The 23449-nt window shown below is 64.9% G+C and carries 24 protein-coding genes; 17 read left to right on the forward strand and 7 right to left on the reverse strand.

The genetic code is table 11. From position 1 onward, the window contains the following. The first annotated feature begins 149 nt into the window (after positions 1–149). From BTM36_RS17475 to BTM36_RS17525, 11 genes are all read left to right on the forward strand, one after another. Entirely contained in the window at positions 150–1103 is a 954-nt protein-coding gene (locus BTM36_RS17475; protein ID WP_006464618.1) for an ABC transporter permease, read from the forward strand. Between the two features lies 1 nt (position 1104). Further along, positions 1105–2010 carry an ABC transporter permease gene (locus tag BTM36_RS17480; RefSeq protein ID WP_077237288.1) on the forward strand — a complete coding sequence of 302 codons (906 nt, stop codon included), beginning with the start codon at positions 1105–1107 and terminating at the stop codon, positions 2008–2010. After that, positions 2007–3098 carry an ABC transporter ATP-binding protein gene (locus tag BTM36_RS17485; RefSeq protein WP_077237289.1) on the forward strand — a complete coding sequence of 364 codons (1092 nt, stop codon included), beginning with the start codon at positions 2007–2009 and terminating at the stop codon, positions 3096–3098. The genes BTM36_RS17480 and BTM36_RS17485 overlap by 4 nt, the downstream gene beginning before the upstream one ends. Further along, complete coding sequence (locus tag BTM36_RS17490) at positions 3091–4089, forward strand: ABC transporter ATP-binding protein (RefSeq protein ID WP_077237290.1); 999 nt, start codon at positions 3091–3093, stop codon at positions 4087–4089. The genes BTM36_RS17485 and BTM36_RS17490 overlap by 8 nt, the downstream gene beginning before the upstream one ends. Positions 4090–4164: 75 nt before the next feature. Beyond that, on the forward strand, positions 4165–5370 hold the full coding sequence (locus BTM36_RS17495; protein WP_077237291.1) for an amidase: 1206 nt from the start codon (positions 4165–4167) through the stop codon (positions 5368–5370). After that, positions 5357–5872 carry an ureidoglycolate lyase gene (locus BTM36_RS17500; RefSeq protein ID WP_174616873.1) on the forward strand — a complete coding sequence of 172 codons (516 nt, stop codon included), beginning with the start codon at positions 5357–5359 and terminating at the stop codon, positions 5870–5872. Before BTM36_RS17495 ends, BTM36_RS17500 begins: the two co-directional genes overlap by 14 nt. Before the next feature lie 156 nt (positions 5873–6028). Continuing rightward, positions 6029–6925 carry an EamA family transporter RarD gene (gene rarD / locus BTM36_RS17505; RefSeq protein WP_077237305.1) on the forward strand — a complete coding sequence of 299 codons (897 nt, stop codon included), beginning with the start codon at positions 6029–6031 and terminating at the stop codon, positions 6923–6925. Between the two features lie 40 nt (positions 6926–6965). Then, complete coding sequence (gene ettA, locus BTM36_RS17510) at positions 6966–8633, forward strand: energy-dependent translational throttle protein EttA (RefSeq protein WP_077237293.1); 1668 nt, start codon at positions 6966–6968, stop codon at positions 8631–8633. A 168-nt stretch (positions 8634–8801) separates the two neighbouring features. Continuing rightward, entirely contained in the window at positions 8802–9080 is a 279-nt protein-coding gene (locus BTM36_RS17515) for a hypothetical protein (RefSeq protein ID WP_006464610.1), read from the forward strand. Positions 9081–9317: 237 nt separating this feature from the next. After that, entirely contained in the window at positions 9318–10232 is a 915-nt protein-coding gene (locus BTM36_RS17520; protein ID WP_077237294.1) for a bile acid:sodium symporter family protein, read from the forward strand. A gap of 136 nt (positions 10233–10368) precedes the next feature. After that, positions 10369–10959, forward strand: coding sequence for a hypothetical protein (locus BTM36_RS17525; RefSeq protein ID WP_006464608.1), 591 nt, complete (start codon positions 10369–10371; stop codon positions 10957–10959). A 30-nt stretch (positions 10960–10989) separates the two neighbouring features. Here BTM36_RS17525 and BTM36_RS17530 read toward each other — a convergent pair whose 3' ends face one another. Beyond that, a complete protein-coding gene (locus tag BTM36_RS17530) occupies positions 10990–12630 on the reverse strand; it encodes an acyl-CoA synthetase (protein ID WP_077237295.1) in 1641 nt (546 codons plus the stop codon). A gap of 180 nt (positions 12631–12810) precedes the next feature. Here BTM36_RS17530 and BTM36_RS17535 point away from each other — a divergent pair, with 180 nt between their 5' ends. From BTM36_RS17535 to hisC, 3 genes are all read left to right on the forward strand, one after another. Then, a complete protein-coding gene (locus BTM36_RS17535; RefSeq protein WP_077237306.1) occupies positions 12811–13485 on the forward strand; it encodes a Crp/Fnr family transcriptional regulator in 675 nt (224 codons plus the stop codon). 83 nt (positions 13486–13568) lie between these two features. Next, the gene (locus BTM36_RS17540; protein WP_077237296.1) at positions 13569–14231 is read left to right on the forward strand and encodes a hypothetical protein; all 663 of its coding nucleotides are present in this window, start codon (positions 13569–13571) and stop codon (positions 14229–14231) included. A gap of 93 nt (positions 14232–14324) precedes the next feature. Next, positions 14325–15407 (forward strand): histidinol-phosphate transaminase, encoded by a 1083-nt coding sequence (hisC, locus tag BTM36_RS17545; RefSeq protein ID WP_006464603.1) that lies wholly within the window; start codon positions 14325–14327, stop codon positions 15405–15407. Between the two features lie 40 nt (positions 15408–15447). Here the strand turns inward: hisC and BTM36_RS17550 are convergent, their stop codons facing one another. Beyond that, complete coding sequence (locus BTM36_RS17550) at positions 15448–16656, reverse strand: YbfB/YjiJ family MFS transporter (RefSeq protein ID WP_077237297.1); 1209 nt, start codon at positions 16654–16656, stop codon at positions 15448–15450. Between the two features lie 89 nt (positions 16657–16745). Further along, positions 16746–17345, reverse strand: a complete 600-nt coding sequence (locus BTM36_RS17555) for an HD-GYP domain-containing protein (RefSeq protein WP_077237298.1) — start codon at positions 17343–17345, stop codon at positions 16746–16748. Between the two features lie 268 nt (positions 17346–17613). On the opposite strand from BTM36_RS17555, the gene BTM36_RS17560 reads away from it, so the two are divergent. Further along, a complete protein-coding gene (locus tag BTM36_RS17560) occupies positions 17614–18774 on the forward strand; it encodes an MFS transporter (protein ID WP_077237299.1) in 1161 nt (386 codons plus the stop codon). A 59-nt stretch (positions 18775–18833) separates the two neighbouring features. Next, positions 18834–19529 (forward strand): alpha/beta fold hydrolase, encoded by a 696-nt coding sequence (locus BTM36_RS17565; RefSeq protein WP_077237300.1) that lies wholly within the window; start codon positions 18834–18836, stop codon positions 19527–19529. Positions 19530–19630: 101 nt separating this feature from the next. On the opposite strand, the gene BTM36_RS17570 is transcribed toward BTM36_RS17565, so the two are convergent. Continuing rightward, entirely contained in the window at positions 19631–19900 is a 270-nt protein-coding gene (locus BTM36_RS17570; RefSeq protein ID WP_077237301.1) for a hypothetical protein, read from the reverse strand. 365 nt (positions 19901–20265) lie between these two features. Next, positions 20266–21240: a nitronate monooxygenase family protein gene (locus BTM36_RS17575; protein WP_077237302.1), complete on the reverse strand. Its 975-nt coding sequence runs from the start codon at positions 21238–21240 to the stop codon at positions 20266–20268. A gap of 291 nt (positions 21241–21531) precedes the next feature. Here BTM36_RS17575 and BTM36_RS28385 point away from each other — a divergent pair, with 291 nt between their 5' ends. After that, a complete protein-coding gene (locus BTM36_RS28385; RefSeq protein ID WP_166757989.1) occupies positions 21532–21687 on the forward strand; it encodes a hypothetical protein in 156 nt (51 codons plus the stop codon). 89 nt (positions 21688–21776) lie between these two features. Here BTM36_RS28385 and BTM36_RS17580 read toward each other — a convergent pair whose 3' ends face one another. After that, positions 21777–23228 carry a ShlB/FhaC/HecB family hemolysin secretion/activation protein gene (locus BTM36_RS17580; protein ID WP_077237303.1) on the reverse strand — a complete coding sequence of 484 codons (1452 nt, stop codon included), beginning with the start codon at positions 23226–23228 and terminating at the stop codon, positions 21777–21779. A 53-nt stretch (positions 23229–23281) separates the two neighbouring features. Then, the coding region (locus BTM36_RS17585; protein ID WP_083747989.1) for an integrase core domain-containing protein at positions 23282–23449 on the reverse strand (168 nt) is incomplete at its 5' end.

The following is a 23449-nucleotide window of genomic DNA, read 5'->3' on the forward strand; positions in this document are numbered from 1 at the left end:
CGTCAGCGGCGCCACCCTGCACGACCCGGCGCCGCTGACGCTTCCCGTACTTTGACGTTTTTTGCACCTTGACGTTTTCTGCACCATCCCTTGTCTTGCCCTGTTTGCGGCGCTGGTGCCGCTGATCCCGACCCGTCGCCGGAACCGCCATGATCGCCTACCTCATACGACGCACCCTCTACGCCCTGCCCATCATGCTGGGCGTGGCCTTTCTCTGTTTCATGCTGGTCCATATCGCACCGGGTGATCCGCTGGTCTCAATCCTGCCGCCGGATGCCTCGGCTGACCTGCAAAAGCAGTTGATGGAACTCTACGGCTTCAACCGCAGCTATCCCGAGCAGTTCCTGAGCTGGGTCTGGCGCGCCCTGCATGGCGACCTGGGCAGCTCGATCGCCACCGGCCGGCCGGTGGCCGCCGAAGTGTTCAAGGCGGTCGGCAATACCTTCATGCTGGCCGCCGTGGCCACCCTGATCGGTTTCGTCTTCGGCTCGCTGTTCGGTTTCGTGGCGGGCTACTTCCGCAATTCCTGGATCGACCGGCTGGCTTCCTTCATCTCGGTGGTGGGCGTCTCGGTCCCGCACTACTGGCTGGGCATGGTGCTGGTGATCGTGTTCTCGTCCAAGCTGATGTGGCTGCCCGCCACCGGGGCCGGGCCCGATGGTTCTGGCGCGTGGGTGTGGGACCTGGAACACATGAAGTACCTGATCATGCCGGCCGTCACTATGTCCTTCATCCCCATGGGCATCATCGCCCGCACCGTGCGGGCGCTGGTGGCCGACATCCTGTCGCAGGAGTTCGTGGTTGGCCTGAAGGCGCGCGGCCTGTCCGACGCCGGTGTGCTGCGCCATGTGGTCAAGAACGCCGCCCCCACCGCGCTGGCTGTGATGGGCCTGCAGCTGGGTTACCTGCTGGGTGGCTCGATCCTGATCGAGACCGTGTTTTCCTGGCCAGGCACCGGCTTCCTGCTGAACCAGGCGATCTTCCAGCGCGACCTGCCGCTGCTGCAGGGAAGCATCCTGGTGCTGGCCCTGTTCTTCGTCGCGTTGAACCTGCTGGTGGATATCCTGCAAACCATCTTCGACCCCCGTATCGAGCGAGCCTGACATGAATCTCACCACTCCCGTCTCCGCCCTCGACACTGCCGATGCGCAGGGCGCTACCCTGCGGCGCTCGCGCGGCCACTGGGCCAACGTCGCCGCACGCCTGGTGCGCAACCCCGGTGCCATGATCGCCGCCGGCATCCTGCTGCTGCTGATCTTCGCCGCCGTCGCCGCACCCTGGGTGATGCCCAGTGATCCCTTCGCCACCTCGATGTTTGCGCGCCTGAAACCCATCGGTACCGCCGGCCACCTGCTGGGGACCGACGAACTGGGACGTGACCTGTTCTCGCGCCTGTTGCTGGGCGGGCGACTGTCGCTGTTCATGGGGATCACGCCGGTGCTGCTGGCCTTCGTGATCGGCAGCGCCCTGGGCATCCTGGCCGGTTATGCGGGCGGCTTCACCAATACCGCCATCATGCGCAGCATCGACATCCTCTACGCCTTTCCCTCGGTGCTGCTGGCCATCGCGCTGTCCGGCGCCCTGGGTGCAGGCATCTTCAACGCGCTCACCTCGCTGACCATCGTCTTCGTGCCGCAGATCGCCCGCATCGCCGAGAGCGTCACCACCCAGGTGCGGCGCAGCGACTATGTCGATGCCGCACGCGCCTCCGGGGCCGGCGCCTTCACCATCGTGCGGGCGCATGTGCTGGGCAATGTGCTGGGACCGATCTTCGTGTATTCCACCAGCCTGATCTCGGTGTCGATGATCCTGGCGTCGGGCCTGTCCTTCCTCGGCCTGGGCGTGAAGCCGCCCGAGCCCGAATGGGGCCTGATGTTGAACACCCTGCGCACTGCCATCTATACCCAGCCCTGGGTGGCGGCCTTGCCGGGTGCCTTCATCTTCGTGACGTCGATTTCCTTCAACCTGTTGTCCGACGGCCTGCGTTCGGCCATGGAGGTCAAACAATGAGCCTGACTGCCCATCTCCTGAGCGAGGACAAGCAAGACATCGGCGGCCCGCGCCAGCCGCTGCTGGGCGTGCGCGCGCTGCTCAAGCACTTCCCGCTCAAGCAGCAGGGCCTGCCCTTCCAGCGGGGGCCGGCCAATGCCGTGCGCGCCGTCGATGGCGTGAGCTTCGACATCCTGAAGGGAGAAACCCTGGGGGTGGTCGGCGAGTCCGGCTGCGGCAAGTCCACCACCGCCCGCGTGCTGATGCAGCTGATCCAGCAGGACAGCGGCGAGCTGGTGTTCGACGGCCAGACCGTCGGTTCGCGCGCCTTGCCCCTGCGCCAGTTCCGGCGCCAGGCACAGATGGTGTTCCAGGACAGTTATTCCTCGCTCAACCCGCGCATGACCATCGAGGATTCGATTGCCTTCGCGCCCACCGTGCACGGCCTGCCGGCACGCCAGGCCATCGCCCGCGCCCGCAGCCTGCTGGCGCGTGTGGGCCTGCAGCCGGAGCGTTTCGCCGGACGTTATCCGCACGAACTCTCCGGTGGCCAGCGCCAGCGTGTCAATATCGCCCGCGCCCTGGCCCTGGAACCACGCCTGGTGATCCTGGACGAAGCCGTGTCGGCCCTGGACAAGTCGGTCGAGGCCCAGGTGCTGAACCTGCTGCTGGACCTGAAGCAGGAGTTCGGCCTGACCTATCTCTTCATCAGCCACGACCTGAACGTGGTGCGCTTCATCTCCGACCGCGTGCTGGTCATGTACTTGGGCCAGGTGGTCGAGGTCGGTCCGGCCGAACAGGTGTTCGACGCGCCCCGCCATCCCTACACACGGGCGCTGCTGCGGTCCATGCCCAGCATGGACCCTGCCCGCCGCACCGAGGAAGCCCCGCTGGCGGGCGATCCGCCCAATCCCATCAACCCGCCCTCCGGCTGCCGCTTCCATACGCGCTGCCAGTTCGCGCAGGAAGTCTGCAAGCAGCGCGCCCCCAGTTTCGTCGAGGCGACGCCCGGGCATGGCGTGGCCTGTCTGCGCTATGAAGCGGGCGGTGGTTACGACGCCACCGCCTTCGAGGCCGGCATGATCATCGAGGAGCCCCAACATGGCTGAACAAGGCAAGCAATCCATGGTGCGCCTGCAGGATCTGCGCGTGACCTTCAAGGCGCCCGGCAAGACCATCCGCGCCGTCAGCGGCGTGGACCTGGAACTGGCCGAGGGCGAGGTGGTGGCGCTGATCGGCGAATCCGGTTCGGGCAAGAGTGTCACGCTGCGCTCCATCATGCGCCTGCATCCCGAAGCGCGCACCCGCATCGAGGGCCGGCTGGAAGTCGATGGCCGCGACGTGCTGGCCATGAACGGGCGCGAACTCTCGGCCCTGCGCGGCGATGCGGTCGCCATGATCTTCCAGGAGCCCCTGCTGGCGCTGGACCCGGTCTATACCGTGGGCGCCCAGATCGTCGAGACCATCCGCCGCCATCGCAAGGTCTCGGCGACCGAGGCCCGCGCCCAGGCGCTGGCGCTGTTCGAAAAGGTGCGCATCCCCAGCCCGGAGCGCCGCCTGGATGCCTATCCGCACGAGATGTCGGGCGGCATGCGCCAGCGCGCCATGATCGCACTGGCCCTGTCGTGCTCGCCCAAGGTCTTGCTGGCCGATGAACCCACCACCGCACTGGATGCCACGGTGCAGATCCAGATCCTGCTGTTGCTGCGTGAACTGCAGCGCGAGCTGGGTTTGTCGATCATCTTCGTCACGCACGATATCGGCGCCGCCGTCGAGGTGGCCGACCGCATCGCCGTGATGTACGCCGGTCGCATTGTCGAACAGGGACCTGCCGCCCGGCTGCTGACCCAGCCGCGCCATCCCTACACCATGTCGCTGCTGCAAAGCCGCAGTCATGGCGCCATGCAGAAGGGCCAGCGCCTGCAGACCATTCCCGGTGCGCCGCCGGATCTCGCCAATCTCCCGCCCGGCTGTGCCTTCGCCGAACGCTGCGCGCATGCCCGACCGGATTGCCTGAACCAGCAACCCCCCGAGCTGAAACTGGATGCGCAGCATGCGGTACGCTGTCTGCGTGCGCAGGAACTACAGTTCGCCGACTGAGTGCCGGCTACTGCCTGCCCTGCATCCCGACCATCCCGACTATCCCGAACACTCTGACCTGACAAGGACCTTTGCATGACCGCCGATGCCCACGCCGCTGCTGCTGTCTCCGCCCGCTGTTTCGTCCCCTATCCTCCCGTGCCGCTGGAGAATGCCGCTGCCGGCCCGCTGGCCGGGGTCCGCCTGGCCGTGAAGGATATCTTCGATGTGGCCGGCTACCCCACCGGTTGCGGCAATCCGCACATGCTGGCCATGTCCGGCATCAAGTCTTCTTCGGCGCCGGCAGTGCAGGCACTGCTGCAGGCCGGCGCCCATTTCGTGGGCAAGGTCTATACCGATGAACTGGCCTTCTCCATGAATGGCAAGAACGCCCACTTCGGCACGCCGCGCAACGGCGGTGCACCCGATCGCATTCCCGGTGGCTCCAGTTCCGGTTCGGCCTCGGCGGTCTCCAACGACCTGGCCGATCTGGCACTGGGGACCGATACCGGCGGTTCGGTGCGCGTGCCGGCCAGCCATTGCGGCCTGATCGGCTTGCGTCCCACGCATGGGCGCGTATCGCTGGCCGGGGTCATGGACCTGGCCAGCAGTTTCGACACCTGCGGCTGGTTCGCCCGCGACATGGGGGTGTTCAGCCGCGCCGGCGAGGTCTTGCTGGGCCGTGATAGTGCGCCCCTGCCCGAGCAGCCACGCACCATGGTGGCGGCAGACGTGCTGGCCCTGCTGGAGCCCCGTGTGCAGGAGGTGTTCTCGCACACGCTGGATCGTCTGGCTGGCGTAATCGGCACCCCGCAACCGGTGAAGACCGCGGCGCCTTCCTTCGATACCCTGTACTGGGCCTTCCGCCACATCCAGGGCTATGAAGCCTGGCAGGCCCATGGCGAGCAGATCCGTCGTCATGATTTCCAGCTCGGCCCGGGCGTGGCCGAGCGTTTCTCCTGGTCGGCCACCATCACGCCGCAGCAGATGCAGCAGCATAGTGCAGTGCGCGCCGGCTTCCGCGAAGTCTTCCAGCGCCTGCTGGGCCAGGATGGCGTGCTGCTGTTGCCCAGCGCGCCGGATGTGGCGCCACTGCTGACCGACTCCGAACAGTCCCTGGAAAACTATCGCAACCAGGCCGTGCGCATGCTCTGCCTGGCCGGGCTGTCGGGCTGCCCGCAGATATCCTTGCCGCTGATGCGCCTGGATGGCGCACCCTTCGGATTCTCGCTGATCGCACCGGTCGGCAGCGACCGTTCCCTGATCCGCTATGCCGCGAGACTGATGCATGAGTGCGCCTGAGCCCACGCCGCGGGTGGTGCTGGCGCAGCCGCTGACGGCACTGGCCTTTGCGCCCTACGGCGACCTGATCGCGCCGGGCGAGGCCGGGCGTGAGATCAACTTCGGCACCACCCAACGTTTCGATGACGTGGCCCGGCTGGATGTAGAGGAGCAGGACGGGCGCGCCTGCGTGGCCCTGTTCCGCACCGACGCGCAGACCCACCGGGCGCCCTATGCCCTGCGCGCCTTCGAGCGCCATTGCCTGGGCAGCCAGAGCTTCATCCCGCTGGGGGCCAGTCGCTGCCTGGCGGTGTTGGCCGGCAGTGGCGACACCCCCGACGAGGCAGCCATCGTCGCCTTCATGATCGAGCCCGGCCAGGGCGTGACGCTGCGGCGCGGCGTCTGGCATCACCCCCTGATCACGGTGGGCGCAGCCGACGTGCTGGTGATCGAGCGCGCAGCGGCCAGCGAGGATTGCCAGGTCATGGCCATGGACACGCGCGTGGAAGTGCGGTTGGGCTGATGCGGCTGACGCGGCTGACGCGGCTCATGTTGAGCCTGGGCAAGCCGCCCCAGGCGAATCCTGCAATAATGACGGATTGTCACAGCCCCGATCAGTCTTGCGCCTGGTAGTCATGTGCGCTGGTCGCGGCTGCCTTCCTTTTTTCCTGTCACCGTCATGCTGCACGCAGTCGCCGCCTCCGTCCTGTGGGGCCTGTTCCCGCTTTACTTCAAGTTGTTGAAGGAGGTTGCTTCCTTCGATATCGTGGTGCAGCGCCTGTTCTGGTCCTGCGTGTTCCTGGCGGGTGTGCTGGCCTGGCGGCGCCAGTGGCGCTGGCTGGGGGAGGTGGCGCGTCAGCCCAGGGTGGTGGCCGGTTGCCTGCTCTCGGCACTGCTGCTGAGCGGCAACTGGACCCTGTATGTCTGGGCGGTGAATGCCGGGCGCATCGTCGATACCAGCCTGGGCTACTTCATGAGCCCCCTGATGAGCGTCTTCATGGGCTACCTGATCCTCAAGGAGCGCATGCGTCCGCTGCAATGGCTCTCGGTCCTGCTGGCGCTGGGTGCGGTGCTGTGGCTGACCTTCGCCAACGGCAAGCTGCCCTGGATTTCGCTGCTGATCGCGCTGTCCTTCGCCTTCTATGGCCTGCTGCGCAAGACCGCCCACCTGGGCCCGCTGGAAGGCCTGTCGCTGGAAACCCTGCTGATGCTGCCGCTGGTGCTGCTGTTGCTGGGCATCGATGCCGTGCGCGGCAGCAATGCCTTTACCCATGCCTCTACCAGCGCCCAGGTCCTGCTGATGCTGTCCGGCCCCATCACGGTGGTACCGCTGCTGCTGTTTGCCCATGGCGCGCGCCGCATCCCGCTGTCCATGCTGGGCCTGATGCAGTACATCTCGCCCACCATTCAGTTGCTGGGCGGCGTGCTGATCTACGGCGAACCCTTCACCGGCGCCCGCGCCATCGGCTTTTGCGTGATCTGGGCGGCGCTCGCGGTATACTCCGCCGAAGGCTTGTGGCGCTACATGCGCTCCCGCGCGCAAAGCTCGACCGAGCCCGGCGCCGGCAGCGCCTGAGCACCGGCTCATCGTTTCCCTCTTACTGGCAACTCATACCATGGCCCAATACGTCTTTACCATGAACCGCGTCGGCAAGATCGTGCCGCCGAAGCGGCAGATCCTCAAGGACATCTCGCTGTCCTTCTTCCCCGGCGCCAAGATCGGCGTGCTCGGCCTGAACGGCTCGGGCAAATCGACCCTGCTCAAGATCATGGCCGGCATCGACAAGGAAATCGAGGGTGAAGCCATCCCGATGCCCAACCTGAACATCGGCTACCTGCCGCAGGAACCGCAACTCGACGCCGAGAAGACCGTGCGCCAGGAAGTCGAAAGCGCCCTGGGCGAAGTCTTCGAAGCCCAGGCCAAGCTGGACGCCGTCTACGCCGCCTATGCCGAGGAAGACGCCGACTTCGATGCCCTGGCCACCGAGCAGGCGCGCCTGGAAGCCATCATCGCCGCCGCCGACGGCAACAGCCTCAACCAGCAGCTCGAAATGGCCGCCGACGCGCTGCGCCTGCCGCCCTGGGACGCCAAGATCGGCGTGCTCTCCGGTGGTGAAAAGCGCCGCGTGGCACTGTGCAAGCTGCTGCTCTCCAAGCCCGACATGCTGCTGCTGGACGAGCCCACCAACCACCTGGACGCCGAATCGGTGGACTGGCTGGAGCAGTTCCTGCAGCGATTCCCCGGCACCGTGGTGGCCATCACCCACGATCGCTACTTCCTCGACAACGCCGCCGAATGGATCCTGGAACTGGACCGTGGCCACGGCATCCCCTGGAAGGGCAACTACAGCTCCTGGCTGGAACAGAAGGAAGCCCGCCTGAAGCAGGAAGAAGCCAGCGAATCGGCGCGTCAGAAGACCATCGCCAAGGAACTGGAATGGGTACGCCAGAACCCCAAGGGTCGTCAGGCCAAGAGCAAGGCGCGTCTGGCCCGCTTCAATGAACTGTCCGAATACGAATACCAGAAGCGCAACGAGACCCAGGAAATCTTCATTCCCGTGGCCGAGCGCCTGGGCAATGAAGTCATCGAGTTCAAGAACGTCAGCAAGGGCTATGGCGACCGCCTGCTGATCGATGACCTGAACTTCAAGATTCCGGCCGGTGCCATCGTCGGTATCATCGGCCCCAACGGCGCCGGTAAGTCCACCCTGTTCCGCATGCTGGCCGGTCGCGAAACGCCGGACAGCGGCGAACTGGTGCTCGGCCCCACCGTCAAGGTGTCGCTGGTGGACCAGTCGCGTGAAGACCTGGGCAACAAGAAGACGGTCTTCGAGGACGTTTCCGGCGGTGCCGACATCCTCACCGTGGGCCGCTTCGAAATGCCCTCGCGTGCCTACCTGGGCCGCTTCAACTTCAAGGGTGGCGACCAGCAGAAGGTGGTCGGCAACCTCTCCGGTGGTGAACGCGGTCGCCTGCATCTGGCCAAGACCCTGCTGCAGGGCGGCAACGTCCTGCTGCTGGACGAACCGTCCAACGACCTCGACGTGGAAACCCTGCGTGCCCTGGAAGACGCGCTGCTGGAATTCGCCGGCACTGTGTTGGTGATCTCCCACGATCGCTGGTTCCTGGACCGTATCGCGACCCACATCATCGCCTTCGAGGGTGATTCGCAGGTCACCTTCTTCGACGGTAACTATCAGGAATACGAAGCCGACAAGAAGAAGCGTCTGGGCGAAGAAGCCGCCAAGCCCAAGCGCATCCGCTACAAGCCGGTCACGCGCTGATCGCTCGCTGATCGACCCGTACCCGGGAAACGCCGCTGGACGTCGCTGACGTCAGCGGCGTTTTTTTCGCCGGGAGGGATGGCGTGTAAAGAGTTGTAGGGATGCATGACGTGGCCCGTGCCGATGGCTACCATCCCAGCATCACAGGAATCCTCGGGGGGAACGTCAATGAAGACGCGCCAGGTGCTGACCATCTGTCTGCTGCTGGGTGCTTGCGCCAGTTCGCAACCGGTCACGCAGATCGACAAGGACACCTATCTGCTGGTGGCCAGTTCGCGCTGGCACGGCAACGAGGGCGTGGCCATCCAGGGCCTGCAGCAGGCCGACGACTGGTGTCGCCAGCGCGGGCGCCGCGCACGCGTGACCGGCAGTGAGCGCTCCGATGGCGTGATCGGGGTGATGCCGCCCAAGGTGATGTTGACCTTCAAGTGTGATCCATCCCCATAGGAGCGGTTCCCATGGCCCGGGAGCGGGCAGAAAACGCCCTGCGCGGGTAGAATCACGCCCTCGCGCCCACCAGGCGCCCGGTCGAGAAGAGGCCGCCGTCCTATCCCGGGCGCGATGATCTCTCCTTCCTCGTTCGCGTCATCCGCGCACCCGATAAAAAAATTCGCGCCACCTGGCTCCCCGGGCTACGTTTGCCATCGGGTCCCAGGACTGTATCCATCATTCATCCGCCCTGACATGCTCGCCACGATTACCCGCCTCTTCCCCGTGTGGGCGCTGCTGCTTTCCGCCGCCGCCTATTTCTCGCCACCGACCTTCACGCCCCTGGGCAAGTACATCACCCAGCTCCTCACCCTGATCATGCTGACCATGGGCGTGACGCTGACGGTGGACGACTTCAAGCGCATCATCAAGCGCCCCGCGCCGGTGGCTGCCGGCATCATCCTGCACTACCTGGTCATGCCGCTGGCCGCCTGGGTCATCGCCAAGGTGTTGCGCATGCCGCCAGACCTGACCGCCGGCATGGTGCTGGTGGGTAGCGTTGCCTCCGGTACCGCTTCCAACGTGATGATCTATCTCTCGCGCGGTGACGTGGCGCTGTCGGTCACCATTTCCACGCTGTCGGCGCTGGTGTCGGTATTTGCCACGCCGCTGCTGACGGAGCTGTATGTGGACGCTTCCATCCACTTCGACGCGCATGCCATGCTCATCTCCATCGTGCAGATCGTGGTGGTGCCCATCGCCGTGGGCCTGGTGCTGAACCTGTTTGCCGGCAACCTGATCCGCCGCATCGAACCCTACCTCTCGCTGGTGTCGATGGTGGCGATCCTGCTGATCATCTCGGCGGTGGTTGCCGGTAGCCAGGCCAGCATCGCCTCGGTGGGCCTGGTGGTGCTGGTGGGCGTGATCCTGCACAACGGCCTGGGTTTGCTGGGTGGCTACTGGGGTGGTCGCCTGCTCGGCTTCGACGAAGCGGTATGCCGCACCCTGGCCATCGAGGTGGGGATGCAGAATTCCGGTCTGGCAGCTGCGCTGGGCAAGCTTTACTTCACCCCGGTGGCGGCCTTGCCGGGCGCGTTGTTCTCGGTGTGGCACAACCTGTCGGGTTCGCTGCTGGCCGGTTACTGGCGCGGTCGCCCGCCGCGTGACTGAGCACTGTACTCGCCTGATATTCGCCTGATATTCGCCTGAAACGACGCGGCCCGCTCCCGGATGGAAGCGGGCCGTTGTTCATGGGCCGTTATGTGCCTACAATCGGCCACATTCATCATCCAAGGAAGGGACCATCATGCAAAAACGCCAGTTCATGCGCCTGGGCGCCACCCTGCTGGCCGCACCGGCCGCCCTGCCGGCGCTGGCTGCGGACAAGAAGGCCGGTGGGTCCGGGCCGGTGTTGCTGACCGTCACCGGCGACATCGGCAACAGCAATCGCGGCGCCCTTGATCCGGCGCTGGATCAGATGATGGCCAAGCAGAAACTGAGTTTCGACAAGGCCTATACCTTCGACTTTGCCGCCCTGTCGGCCCTGCCTTCGGTGGAAATCCACCCTACGCTGGAATACGACCGCCGTCGCCATAGCCTGCGCGGTCCCTTGTTGTCGGAGGTGCTGCGCGTCTGTGGCGCCCCCGCCGCGCTGCAGAACTGCGCCCTGCGCGCCGTGGATGGCTATGCGGTGCTGGTGTCCGCAGCCGATATTGCCAAGTACCGCTTCATCGTCGCCACCCACCTGGATGGCAAGCCGATTCCACTGGGCGGGCTCGGTCCGCTGTGGGCCGTCTATGATGCCGACAGCTTCCCGGAGATGACCGCGCGCCCCTTGCCGGAGCGCTTCGGCCAATGCCCGTGGGGCCTGTACCACATCGCCGTGCGCAAGGCCTGATGCAAGCCTCAGTGAAGGTGCCGACGCGCCTCAGACGTTGATGGCGCTGTCCGACTTCATCCGCTTGCGCAGTTCGAACTTCTGGATCTTGCCGGTAGAGGTCTTGGGCAACGGCCCGAAGTAAATCGCCTTGGGCACCTTGAAGCCGGCCAGGTGGCCACGGCAGAACTCAGCCAGTTCGGCCGCGCCGATGTCGGCACCTTCCTTCAGTTCGACAAAGGCGCAGGGGGTCTCGCCCCATTTCTCGTCCGGCTGTGCCACCACGGCAGCCGCCAGTACGGCCGGGTGACGGTAGAGCACGTCTTCCACTTCCACGCTGGAGATGTTCTCGCCCCCGGAGATGATGATGTCCTTGCTGCGGTCCTTGATCTTGATGTAACCGTCGGCATTCATTACGCCCAGGTCGCCGGTGTGGAACCAGCCGCCGGCGAAGGCTTCCTGCGTGGCCTTGTCGTTCTTGAGATAGCCCTTCATGCAGATGTTGCCGCGGAACATGATCTCGCCGATCTCTTCGCCATCGGCGGCCACTGCTTCCATGGTGTCCGGCGAGAGCACCGTCACGCCACTCTGCAGGTGGTAGCGCACACCCTGGCGCGACTTCAACACCGCCCGCTGGTCCACCGACAGGCCGCTCCAGTCATCCTGCTCGGCGCAGACCGCCGCCGGCCCGTAGACCTCGGTCAGGCCATAGACGTGGGTCAGTTCGAACTGCATGGCCTCCATCTTGGCCAGCACGGCCGCTGGCGGCGGTGCCCCGGCCACCATCGCCTTGACCGGACCGCGGATGCCGGCGCGCCAGCCCTCGGGCGCATTGGCCAGCGCCGCATGGACGATGGGCGCGGCGCAGTAGTGGGTGATGCCATGTTCGGCGATCAGGTCGAACACCAGTTTGGGATCGAACTTGCGCAGGCAGACGTTCACGCCCGCGCGTGCGGCGACCGTCCACGGGAAGCACCAGCCATTGCAATGGAACATCGGCAGCGTCCACAGGTAGACCGGGTGCTTGGGCAGGTCCCATTCGAGGATGTTGGACACCGCATTCAAGGCCGCGCCACGATGGTGATAGACCACCCCCTTGGGGTCGCCAGTGGTGCCGGAGGTGTAGTTCAGGGCAATCGCATCCCATTCGTCGGCCGGCATCTGCCAGTCAAACTGTTCGTCACCGCTGGCCAGCAGGGCTTCGTACTCCAGGTGGCCGAAGCGTTCACCCGCCACCGGTGGCGGGCCCAGTTCATCAAAGACTTCGACGATCTTCAGGGCTGGCAATTGCGTGCGCAACTGCTGTGCCAGTGCGGCGAATTCGCTGTCGATCAGCAGTACCCGTGCTTCTCCATGGCGCAGCATGAAGACGATGGATTCGGCGTCGAGCCGGATGTTGAGCGCGTTGAGCACGGCGCCGGCCATCGGTACGCCGAAGTGCGCCTCCACCATCGCCGGGGTATTGGGCAGCATGGCTGCCACGGTGTCGTTCTTGCCCACGCCCAGGCCTTGCAGGGCGCTGGCCAGTCGGCGCGTGCGGCGGTAGGTCTGGTCCCAGTCCTGGCGCAGTGCGCCGTGGATGATGGCGGTGCGCTTGCCATAGACGGCGGCGGCACGCGCGATGAAATCGATGGGGGTGAGGGCCGCGTAATTGGCGGTGTTGCGGCCGAGGCCGGTGTCGAAATCTGCCATGTCTGTCTCCTAGCGGCGGGGATGGTGGGGCGGCGGCCTTGTGCATTTTTTATCAGCCGCAGATCAGTTCTCTAGGGTAGCACTGAAGCCGGCTTGCGCTTTGTCATCACGACGACAAGGCTGACATGCGACAATGTCCGGCGTTTTCCTCTTTCCCCCAAGCCCCTCATGAGCAGCAAGATGGCGCAGCTTCTGCAGCAATACGACTGGTTCGCCGCCCTGTCGGCCGAACATCGTGCGCTGGCGGCCGCGACCACGCAATTGTCGCGCTTTGCCGCCGATGCCTTCGTGGCCCGGCGGGGCGAGCGCTCCGATTACTGGATCGGCGTGCATGAGGGTCTCATCAAGCTGGCGGTCTACAACATCGACGGCCGCAGCAGCACGCTATCTGGTGTGCCCGAGGGCGGGTGGTGCGGCGAGGGCAGCGTGATCAAGCGCGAGCCGCGCCGCTATGACGTCATCGCCATCCGCGCCTCGCAGATCCTGCTGGTACCGGCTGATACCTTCCATCGCCTGATGGCCGAGAGCCTGCCCTTCAATGCCTTCGTGATCGGCCAGCTCAACGAACGCATGGGCCAGTTCATCGCCACCGTGCAGAACGAGCGTCTGCTGGATGTGGATGCCCGCGTGGCACAGGCGATTGCGCAACTGTTCCATCCCATGCTGTATCCACGTACCTCCAAGGTGCTGGAACTGTCGCAGGAAGAGATCGGCCTCCTGACCGGTCTGTCACGCCAGCGCGTGAACCAGGCCATGCGCCACCTGGCCGAACTGGGGCTGGTAGAGATTTCCTACCAGAGCATCCGCGTGGTCGACCTCGATGGCCTGCGCGCCTTCGGCATGGCCTCGCTATGAGGCGGCGCAGCCTGTCACCGCAACGACAGTCTGGCGGCCAGGCCTGGCATACCATCGGTCGACCTTCCCGCAACTGAATTCCCATGGCCATCGTCACCCACCATCACCTGCAATTGCGCGAACTGCGTTTCGCCGCGCCGGCGCGTGTGCGGGTGTGGAAGGGCGCAGCCACGCTCAGGAGCGGCAATGTCACTATCGAACTGAGGGAGGGCGAGAGCTTCACCGTCCCGTCCTTCGTGCGCTTCTCCTGCCTGGCCCATCCCCGCATGATGGCGCAGGGCATGCGTCCGGCCGTCTGGTCGCTGGCGCTGGAGACGCAATCCCCAGCCGACATGGAAAGCGCGGCCGATGCCAGCAAGCCCCATGCACGTCGCCTGGCCGCCGCGATCTTCGCGCAACCTGCGGCCGACTGGCGTGCCGAGGGCATTGCCCGTGATTGGCAGATGAGCCCGGCGCGCTTGCGCGCCCTGCTTTTTGCCGAAGGGGAATCGCTGCGCAGCCTGGTGCGCGAGCAGCGCGTGGCCTGGGTCCTGGCCGGGCTGGCGCGCATGGATGATGCAGGCGCACCGCCTGCGGCGGCCGGATTTGCCTCGCTGGCGGCGCTGCAGCGGGCTTGCCAGGAAGCCATCGGGTTGCCGCCGGAGATTGCCCGCCGCGCCATCTCGCTGCTCAGCAGCACGCCCGTGCAGGTCGTACCGTCGCGCCAGGATGAGGCGCGCAAGCCGCGCTACCGGCCCTATTTCTGAGATTTCCGAGGTGCAGTCCGCCGCCCGGCGGCAAGTTTGCTACCATCTGCGCTTTCCCTCAATTCTGTGTGGCCCGCTGCGGGCCGATTTCTCATGAGCAAGTTCTGGAGCCCCATCGTCAGCCGCCTGACGCCCTACACCCCCGGCGAACAACCCAAGATCGCGCGCCTGGTCAAGCTCAATACCAACGAGAGCCCGTATGGCCCGTCGCCGCTGGCGCTGCAGGCCATCGCCCGTGAAGTCAGCGACAGCCTGCGCCTGTATCCCAATCCGGATGCCGAGCCGCTCAAGCTGGCCATCGCCCGCCGCCATGCCGCCGACGGCATCAGCGCGCGCGAGGTGTTCGTGGGCAACGGCTCCGACGAAGTGCTGGCGCATGCCTTCCAGGCCCTGCTGCAGCATGGCAAGCCGATCCTGTTCCCGGACATCACCTACAGCTTCTATCCGACCTATGCCGGCCTGTACCAGGTCGAGTATCGCGCCGTGCCGCTGGCCGAGGATTTCACGCTGCGCGCCGACGACTACATCGGCCAGGGCGAGGCCATCGGCGGCATCATCTTCCCCAACCCGAACGCGCCCACCGGCTGCCTGCTGGGACTGGACCAGATCGAGCGCATCCTGCAGGGCAATCCGGAGCGGGTGGTGGTGGTTGATGAGGCCTATATCGATTTCGGCGGCCAGAGCGCCATCCCGCTGGTGCAGCGCTATCCCAACCTGCTGGTGGTACAGACCTTCTCCAAGTCGCGCGCGCTGGCTGGCATGCGGGTCGGTTTTGCCATCGGCCACGCCGACCTGATCGATGCACTGGAACGGGTCAAGAACAGCTTCAACTCCTATCCGCTGGATCGTCCGGCGATTGCCGGCGCCACCGCCGCCATCGAGGACGAGGACTACTTCCAGAAGACCTGCGGCATGGTCATCGCCAGCCGCACCGCCCTGGTGGCGCAGCTCGAAGGCCTGGGTTTCCAGGTCCTGCCGTCGGCGGCCAACTTCGTCTTCGCGCGTCATCCACAACATGACGCGGCCGCCCTGGCGGCGGCGCTGCGCAGCGACGGCATCATCGTGCGTCACTTCAAGACCGAGCGCATCAAGCAGTTCCTGCGCATCACCATCGGTACCGATGCGGATTGCGCCACGCTGGTGGAGGCACTGGGGCGCCATCTGGGGCAACAGTAAGTCCGACGGTGAACGGCGGCCGGTCCGCCGTCCCCAAGCCTTAGCTGAGCGGCCGCTGGCGCCATGCCACCAGGGACCCGGCCAGCAGCATCAGTGCGGAAAACACCAGTCCGCGTTGCAGCCCGCCGGCACCATCGGCGATCCAGCCGACGATGGACGGACCGATGATCTGTCCGACCGCGAAGACGATGGTGAAGGCGCTGATGCCGGCCGGCCAGTCCGAGGACGGCAGGTTGTGGCGCACCATGGCCGTGGTCGAGGCCACCGCAGAGAGAAAACATCCCCCGAAGAGCAGGCCGGAGGCGAACACTGCCACCGTCGCGTCGGTCGTGGCCGGCAGCAGCGTGGCCACGCACAGCAGGCTGTTGAGGATGGCCAGCGACTGCCCGCCACGGAAGCGGTCCAGCATGCGCGCCCAGATGCGCGAGGAGGCAAAGGTGGCTGCGCCCAGCAGCGCAAAGAAGAGCGTGATGCGCGCCGGTGCCATGCCTTCTTCCTTGAGCAGGGCGATCACGAAGGTCATGTAGCCGATATAGCCGAGCCCGAAAAAGAGATAGCCGACCAGCCCATACTGCAGGGAGCGCGCCCGCCAACGACTGGGGCCGGCCGCCTGCGCCGGGCTGGTCGGCATCAGTGCTGCCGGCAAGGCCATGACGATGCTGGCCACCAGTGCCAGCAGGCCCAGCAGTATCCACGCCCATTGCCAGGGATGGGCCGCGCCCTGCGCCAGGGCGGCGTCCATCACGGGCGGCACCAGCAATGAGGCGGCGACGATACCGATGCCGGTGCCACCGTAGTAGAGCCCCAGCAGCAGGCCCGCACGTTGTGCATGCAGCGCCGCCAGGCGGCTGACCAGCAATCCCCCCGAGACGAAGATGAGCGCACTGGTCACGCCGGTGACCATCCGCAGCAGCAGTTGCAGCAGCGTGTCCGTGGTCAGGGCCGGCAGGAAGGACAGCAGCGCCGTTCCGAAGGCGCCTGCGATAAGCACCCGATGTGCCTGGTAGCGGCGCATCAGCATGGGTGTCAGCAGTGCCCCCAGCAGGTAGCCCAGGGCATTTCCGGTATTCATGCCGCCGGCCACCAGATAAGGCCAGCCGAGGTCGGCACGCATCGGCGCCAGCAGCAGGGCGTAGGAAAAGCGCGCCAGGCCCAGTGCCACGGCGGTGCCAAGCGACAGGGCCAGGGCAGTCAGGATGGGGTGGCGCAGGATGAAGGGCGAGGGCGCATGCGCAGCGTGGCTGGTCATGGGATGGCGTCTCCGGGCGGTCTTGTTATGGTGCCCAGTGTAGCCGATGCAGCAGGGAGATATGCGCTGAGGTGGGCGGAGGCGTTGGTTCAGTTGGCGATGGGGCGCCAGTTGTGTTCCTGTACCACGTGCAGACAGGCATCCACCACCACCGGGTCCAGGCGGCTGCCACGCTGGCGCTCGATTTCTTCCAGCGCCACGGCCATGCCCAGCGACTTGCGGTAGGGGCGGTCGGCCGACATCGATTCGACGATGTCGGCAACGGTCAGGATGCGCGATTCGAAGGGCAGGGAGTCGCCGCTGATGCCACGCGGATAGCCGCTGCCGTCGAGGTATTCATGGTGGCACCAGACGATCTCGGCCAGGTTGAAGGGGAAGCTGATCTTGTTGAGCATCTCGTAGCCGAATTGCACGTGGGTCTTGAGCACGCCATATTCGTCGGCCGTGATGCGGCCCGGCTTGGTGAGCAGTTCCAGCGGTATCCTGGCCTTGCCGATGTCGTGCACCTGGGCCGCCATGTGCAGCACGTCGATGCGCTCGGCGGGCAGGCGCAGATGCCGCCCGATCATGACCGCCAGCTCGGCGGTCTGGTCCTCGTGATTGGGCGTATAGCCGTCAGTGAGCCGATGCATGGCGATCAATGCATCGATGACTTCCTGATAGATCTTGTTCGGTTCTGAAACTGGCATTCCTGTCCCTGCGAGATTGCAGCCGCCGGCAGCGTCGGTCGCTCAGAGTGCGGTTCGATCCGTGATCTGCAAGGCGGCATGCGCCCTTCTTGCAAGCTGGCAGGTCCGTTGGCTTCTGAATGGCCACCCTGGGGGTGGCCCTGCACCGCGGTGTCCGACAGCGCATGACGATGCGCTTTCCCGGTTGTCGGATAATAGCGGTTTGCAATACTGAAACTCATTTCAGGAAAGAAATGATTTTTGCGCAGTTTACATTCCTGACTTATCGATGACAACCAAGCCGTCCCCTTCTCGTCCTGCTTCTCCTTCGCGCCTGATCTGGCGCAAGTTTGCCATTCCCCTGTTTTTCCTGCTGCTGGGAATCGTCTTTGCCACCTGGGCCGCACGCATTCCCGCCATCCGGGATCATCTGCAGCTGGACGCGGCCACGCTGGCGCTGGTGCTGTTGTGCGGCGGGATCGGCGCGGTCGGTTCGTTCCCGCTGGCGGCCTGGATCACCGGGCACTACGGCGCGCGCCACAGCACCCTCTACGCCGGCCTGGCGTTGCTGGTGTCGCTGCCGCTGCTGGGCCTGGCGCCGGGGCTGGCGAGCCTGATGCTGATCTGCACCCTGTACGGCGCAGCCTCCAGTTGCTTCGACGTCGCCATCAACGCGCTGGGTGCGCAGGCCGAACGCGATGCCGGGCGGCCCATCATGTCGATGCTGCACGGCTGGTTCTGTGTGGGGACCTTCTCGGGCGCGCTGATTGCCAGTGCGGTGGCGGGGCTGGGCATCGCACCGGTGTGGCATTTCCTGCTGGTGGCGGCGCTGTTCCTCTATCCCCTGTACGCGGCCTATGTGGCCCTGCCCGACGACCGCCCGGAACACGACCCGCAGCGCAAGCTCTTCGCGGTACCGCATGGCCATCTGGTGGTGCTGGGGGTGATCGCTTTTTGCGGGGCCATCGTCGAGGGTTCGGTGGCCGACTGGAGTGGCATCTACATGAAGGACCACATCGGCGCCAGCGATGGGGCCACGCCGCTGGCCTACGCCGCCTTCGCCGGCATGATGCTGATCATGCGCATGGTCGGTGACAGTCTCAAGGCCCGCTACGACGCGCGCAGCGTGGTGTGGGTCGGCACATTGGTCGCCAGTGTCGGCATCGCGCTGGCGGTGGTCGCGCCCGGCATGGCCGTGGCCATCCTGGGGTTTGCCATTGCCGGCACCGGCGTGGCGGCGGTGTTTCCCTTCGTCTTCAGTGCTGCTGGCCGACATGGCTCGACGGCACTGGCGGCGGTGGCCACGCTGGGCTACAGCGGCAGCCTGATCGGACCGCCGGTGTTCGGCTTCCTGGCGCATGGCTGGGGTCTGCAGGCGGCGCTGGCGCTGCTGGGCGTGCTGTGCCTGGCCATGGCCGGCTCCAGCCGACGCGCGCTGTGGCTGCAGTAGATGGCGCGGGCGCCTACAATAGCGCCTCTCTTGAAACAACGGATGCAAGGAATATCACGATGCGCAACCTGGTCCTGCTGCCGGGCTTCATGCTCAATGAACACCTGTGGGACGACATGCAGGACGATCTCGCCACGCTGGGGTCCCTGACCTTTGGCGACCTCGGCCAGGATATCGGCATCCAGGCCATGGCCGATGCGGTCCTGCGTCAGGCGCCGGAGCGCTTCGTGCTGCTGGGGTTTTCCATGGGTGGCTTCGTGGCCCAGGCAATTGCCCTGAAGGCGCCTGAGCGTGTGCTGGGGTTGGGGCTGCTCAACACCTCTTCACGCCCGCAGACCGAGCGTGAATCGCAAGGCACGCTGGCCCAGCTCGACATGGCCCAGCGTACGCCCTTCAAGGGCCTGACCTCGCGGGCGCTGGCGTCGTCCCTGCATCCGGCACGGAGCACCGATCGCACGTTGCTGGACCGGCTGCAGTCCATGGCACTGGCCAACGGCAAGGAGGTCTTCCTGCGTCAGCTGCAGACCCTGCGCGACAGCAATGCGGAAGAACTGCAACAGTTGCAGTGCCCGGTCCTCATCGTCAGCAGTGACGAAGACAGGTTGCGCAGCGTGGAGGAATCGGAAGAGATGGCGCGACGGATACCGCAATCGCGCCTGGAGATCATCGGCGATAGCGGTCACATGACGCCGATGGAAAAGCCGCAGGAATTGTTTGCCATCCTCTCGGACTGGATTACGCGTTCGGGTCTGTAGGTCCTTAAGTTCCAAATCCCCAAGTCCCGAAATCCCGCTCCCGCCCGGATGCGCGAGATGCGCGAGATGCGGGCATTGCGCCCGCACTTCGTCCCGCCTGCTCAACCTTCGTCGGGCTCCTTGCGCGGAGCGCCGGCTGCCCGGCCGCCCGCACCCTTGTTGACTTCGTCAAGACCGCCGGTGCCGCGCAGGTCGGTATCGACCTGGCCCTTGCGGATATCGTCGTAGGCCTGGCGGATTTCCGGGCGGTCTACCGCATGGCCGCTACGCGCCGGGTCCTGACGGTCTGCATTCTGGTCCTGCTCATGGGGCAGTCGGGGTTTGTCGTGTTTGGGATGACGATCTTTTCTGGTTCTCAGGAAGCTGGTCATGTTGGGGTCCTCGCATCAAATGGTTGACTCTTCTTTTGCCGCAGGGCCGGCACCAAGGAGCTTGAGCACAGTGGCTTACAAGCTCATCGGCTACCTTGCGCATGCAGGAAGCGAACAAATACGACCGGGCCTCGCACAAGAAGTGCCGCCAGTTACAAAGCAGGATGCAAAATAGGAATTTGTCCGACAGAGGATTCGTACAGCCCGCGCCGGAAGGGCGCGGCAGGGCGATGAACTCGTTCATTCGATGCGCCAGGACTGGGCGCGTTCCCCCGCGCTGGTGCAGGCTTGCACAAAAAGGGAAAGGCGGATGGGGTCACCCATCCGCCTTGTCTTGAACCACCACGACGTCGCGTTGCAGGTTCTTACAGCGCCAGTCGCGTACGTGCGGCGTGATATTCGGCCTCCAGCCGATCTACCATCTCGGCCACACCAGGCACGTCGTCCATCAGCCCCACGCCCTGGCCGGCGCCCCAGATATCGCGCCAGGCCTTGGCCTTGCTGCCGCCGCCGGAGCCGAAGTTCATCTTGGTCTTGTCGGCCTCGGGCAGGTTGTCCGGGTCCAGCCCGGCGTTGACGATGGACTTCTTGAGATAGTTGCCGTGCACACCCGTGAAGAGGTTGGTGTACACCACATCGGCCGCTGAGGAGTCGACGATGGCCTGGCGATAGGCCTCATCGACATTCGATTCGCGCGTGGCCAGCCAGCGCGATCCCATGTAGGCGAAGTCGGCGCCCATGGCCTGCGCGGCCAGCACGGCGTCGCCCGTGGCAATGGCACCCGACAGCACCAGCGGTCCCTTGAACATCTTGCGCACCTCGCCCACCAGCGCAAAGGGCGACAGCGTCCCGGCATGCCCGCCAGCGCCGGCGGCCACCAGGATCAGGCCATCGACTCCGGCTTCCAGCGCCTTTTCGGCATGGCGCAGGGAAATCACGTCATGCAGCACGATGCCGCCATAGCTGTGCACGGCATCGAGCATCTCCTGCGGAGGTGCGCGCAGGCTGGAGATGATGATAGGGACCTGATGCTTGACGCAGGTGGCCACGTCCTGGGCCAGACGGTCATTGGACTGGTGCACGATCTGGTTCACCGCAATCGGACCGACCTTGCGTTCCGGGTGCTGCGCCTGCCACTGCGCCAGTTCTTCCTGCAGCTGGGTCAGCCAGACATCGAGTTGCTCGGCCGGACGGGCGTTGAGTGCGGGAAACGAACCGACCAGCCCGGCCTTGCACTGGGCCGCTACCAGCGCGGGACCACTGGCGATGAACATGGGCGAGCAGATGATGGGCAGGCGCAGATCTTGCAATGCTTTGGGGTAAGCAGGGGCTGGTGGCATGGTCGTCTCTCGTTGGTTGTCGTTATATCAAGGCACAAGGCCGCTTTTGTCGGACGATTATAGGATAAAAGTCGAAAAAATATAACGATCGTGCTTTTTGTTGCGCGAATGGGAAATTTCAGGAAATTATTTATATGATTTACTGTCTTATCCCGACCATGTGCTATGTTTTCCACAAGCCTGGCGTAAAACAGGCCAAGCAGGCGCCACCGGGGGCGTGTTGCGGGTCCGGCTCAGCCGGAAGGGCCATGCCCGAGTTTCATCAGCCGTCAATTGTCGCAGGGGGGAATCATGCAAAACTTCGATCTGGTCAACGTCCTCATCATCGTCCTGGCTGCCGTCGCACTGATCGCCGGCGCTGTGCTGCACAAACGCGCCTTGAAGAAGGCGCTGATCGAGGCCGACAAGTTGCCGGTACGCGGATTGCGTCGTTATCGTCAGCAGTGAGCTGTGAGCAATCGCAATAAGGAATAAACAATGGCGCGGTGGCTGCTCAAGGCAGCCCCGCGCCATTCTGCTTGCCGGGTGTCAGCTGGTCAGTATGACCACTGCAGGTTGAAACCACCGGTCAACATCGCCGTCGGGAAGCCTTCCGGCTTGACCAGCGGTGTGGCCGCGAAAAGATCAAATGCCAGCCCGGCGACCTGCCCACGTAAGCCCAACACGGCACCGCTCAGGCGGCGACCGATCAGGTTTTGCGCCAGCGGCCCCGATACCGCGCCGGTATCGATGCCGGTGTACATTTCCTGCCCACTCTCTCCCAACGCCAGCGCGACCTCGTTGCGCAGGAACCAGCCACGTTCGGCTTGCAGCGTCAGTTCGCCATCAAAGCCGCGTACCGAATAGCGTCCACCGATGGCGAACTGGTCCTGCGTGGGCAATATGCCGCGGTTCCATTGGGCGCGCGCGCTCCCGCTGTAACGGAGTCGCGCCGATCCCAACTGCCAGGGAGCGTTCAAGGCAGCGTCTGCCAGCCATAGACCATAGCGGGTGGCGATCTGAGGCAGATCCAGCGGATCTTCGCTTTGCTTGCCCTGGCGATCCAGGGCGCGACGATGGCTCAGGTTGATGTCAGCGACTGCCGCACCGATGAAGTTGCGGTGGTGCACACCGATCTCCCAGGCCGACATGCGATGTTGCTGAGGCTCCAGGGGGATCCCGTCGATGAAATTAAAAGAGCGGCGCAGCAATAGCTTGCCAGCCACTGTGGTCTTGCTGGCCGCACCGCGCTGCACCAGTCGGGACAGCTTGAGCTCGCTGTTCTCTGCATGGCCGGTATAGATTACCGGTTCGAAGGCACCGGCCACGGTCTGGTGATACAAGCTGGTGGTACTGGTGGCCGACAGTAGCCAGTAGCCGAACGGCAGCGAGTAATGCACCGTATGCCCCCTGCTGCCGCGGTCACCATAGCGCCCCAGGCTGCGGTTCAGACTGACGTAGAAAAGATCATTGAGCGTCCACCAGTTGTCGTAGAAGATCGTTGCGCCCGCCTGATAGCGGCCGGTGGCCCTTGCGCCGCCATCATCCAGCGAGGCCGCAAGGCGCAGGGGTAATGCCTGTCTATACTGCACCACCAGATCGCTGTCGCCTGCTTGCGCGTCCGCGCTCTCGGAAGGCGAGATCTGAATGTCCGCCTCTGCCGTGGGCACACGCTTGAGGTTCTCCAGACCATGTTCGATATCACGCAGATTGAGCAGGTCCCCCTCGGAGAGCGGCAAGGCATTCAAGGTAGTGCCGCGCGCATCCGCCCCTTCAGCCATGCGCACCTTGTTTAACCGGCCCGGTATTACCGTCAGTATCAGCTTGCCTGCGCTCAGATCCTGCGCTTGTGCCAGTACGCGCGTAGTAGTGAAGCCGCGCTCGATGATGGCGTTCTGCACATGCGCGATCAGCGTCTGCAATCCCTGGCTGCCCAGGCATCGGCCCGATGCACCACCTTCACCAGCCTCAGTCGGGTCGAAGGGGACTTTGCGAGTGTCAATGAACAGTCAGGCATCCGGGCCGGTGATGAGGGTGACCTGCGTCGGTAATTTGTAGCCAGTCAGGCAGTGAGTCGGTTGTCGATCATATTCGATTCCAGCCAGGCTCGACGGACCGTAGCTGGAGGTTGGTACTGATGTGCGCTATGCGGCCTGCGCTCGTTGTAGAACTGACGCCATCTTTCAATCAGCACTTTTGCCTCTGCCCGGCTGCGGAACCACTCCCGGTT

Source organism: Herbaspirillum sp. VT-16-41, from assembly GCF_001994935.1.
GTDB classification, from domain to species: domain Bacteria; phylum Pseudomonadota; class Gammaproteobacteria; order Burkholderiales; family Burkholderiaceae_D; genus Herbaspirillum; species Herbaspirillum frisingense.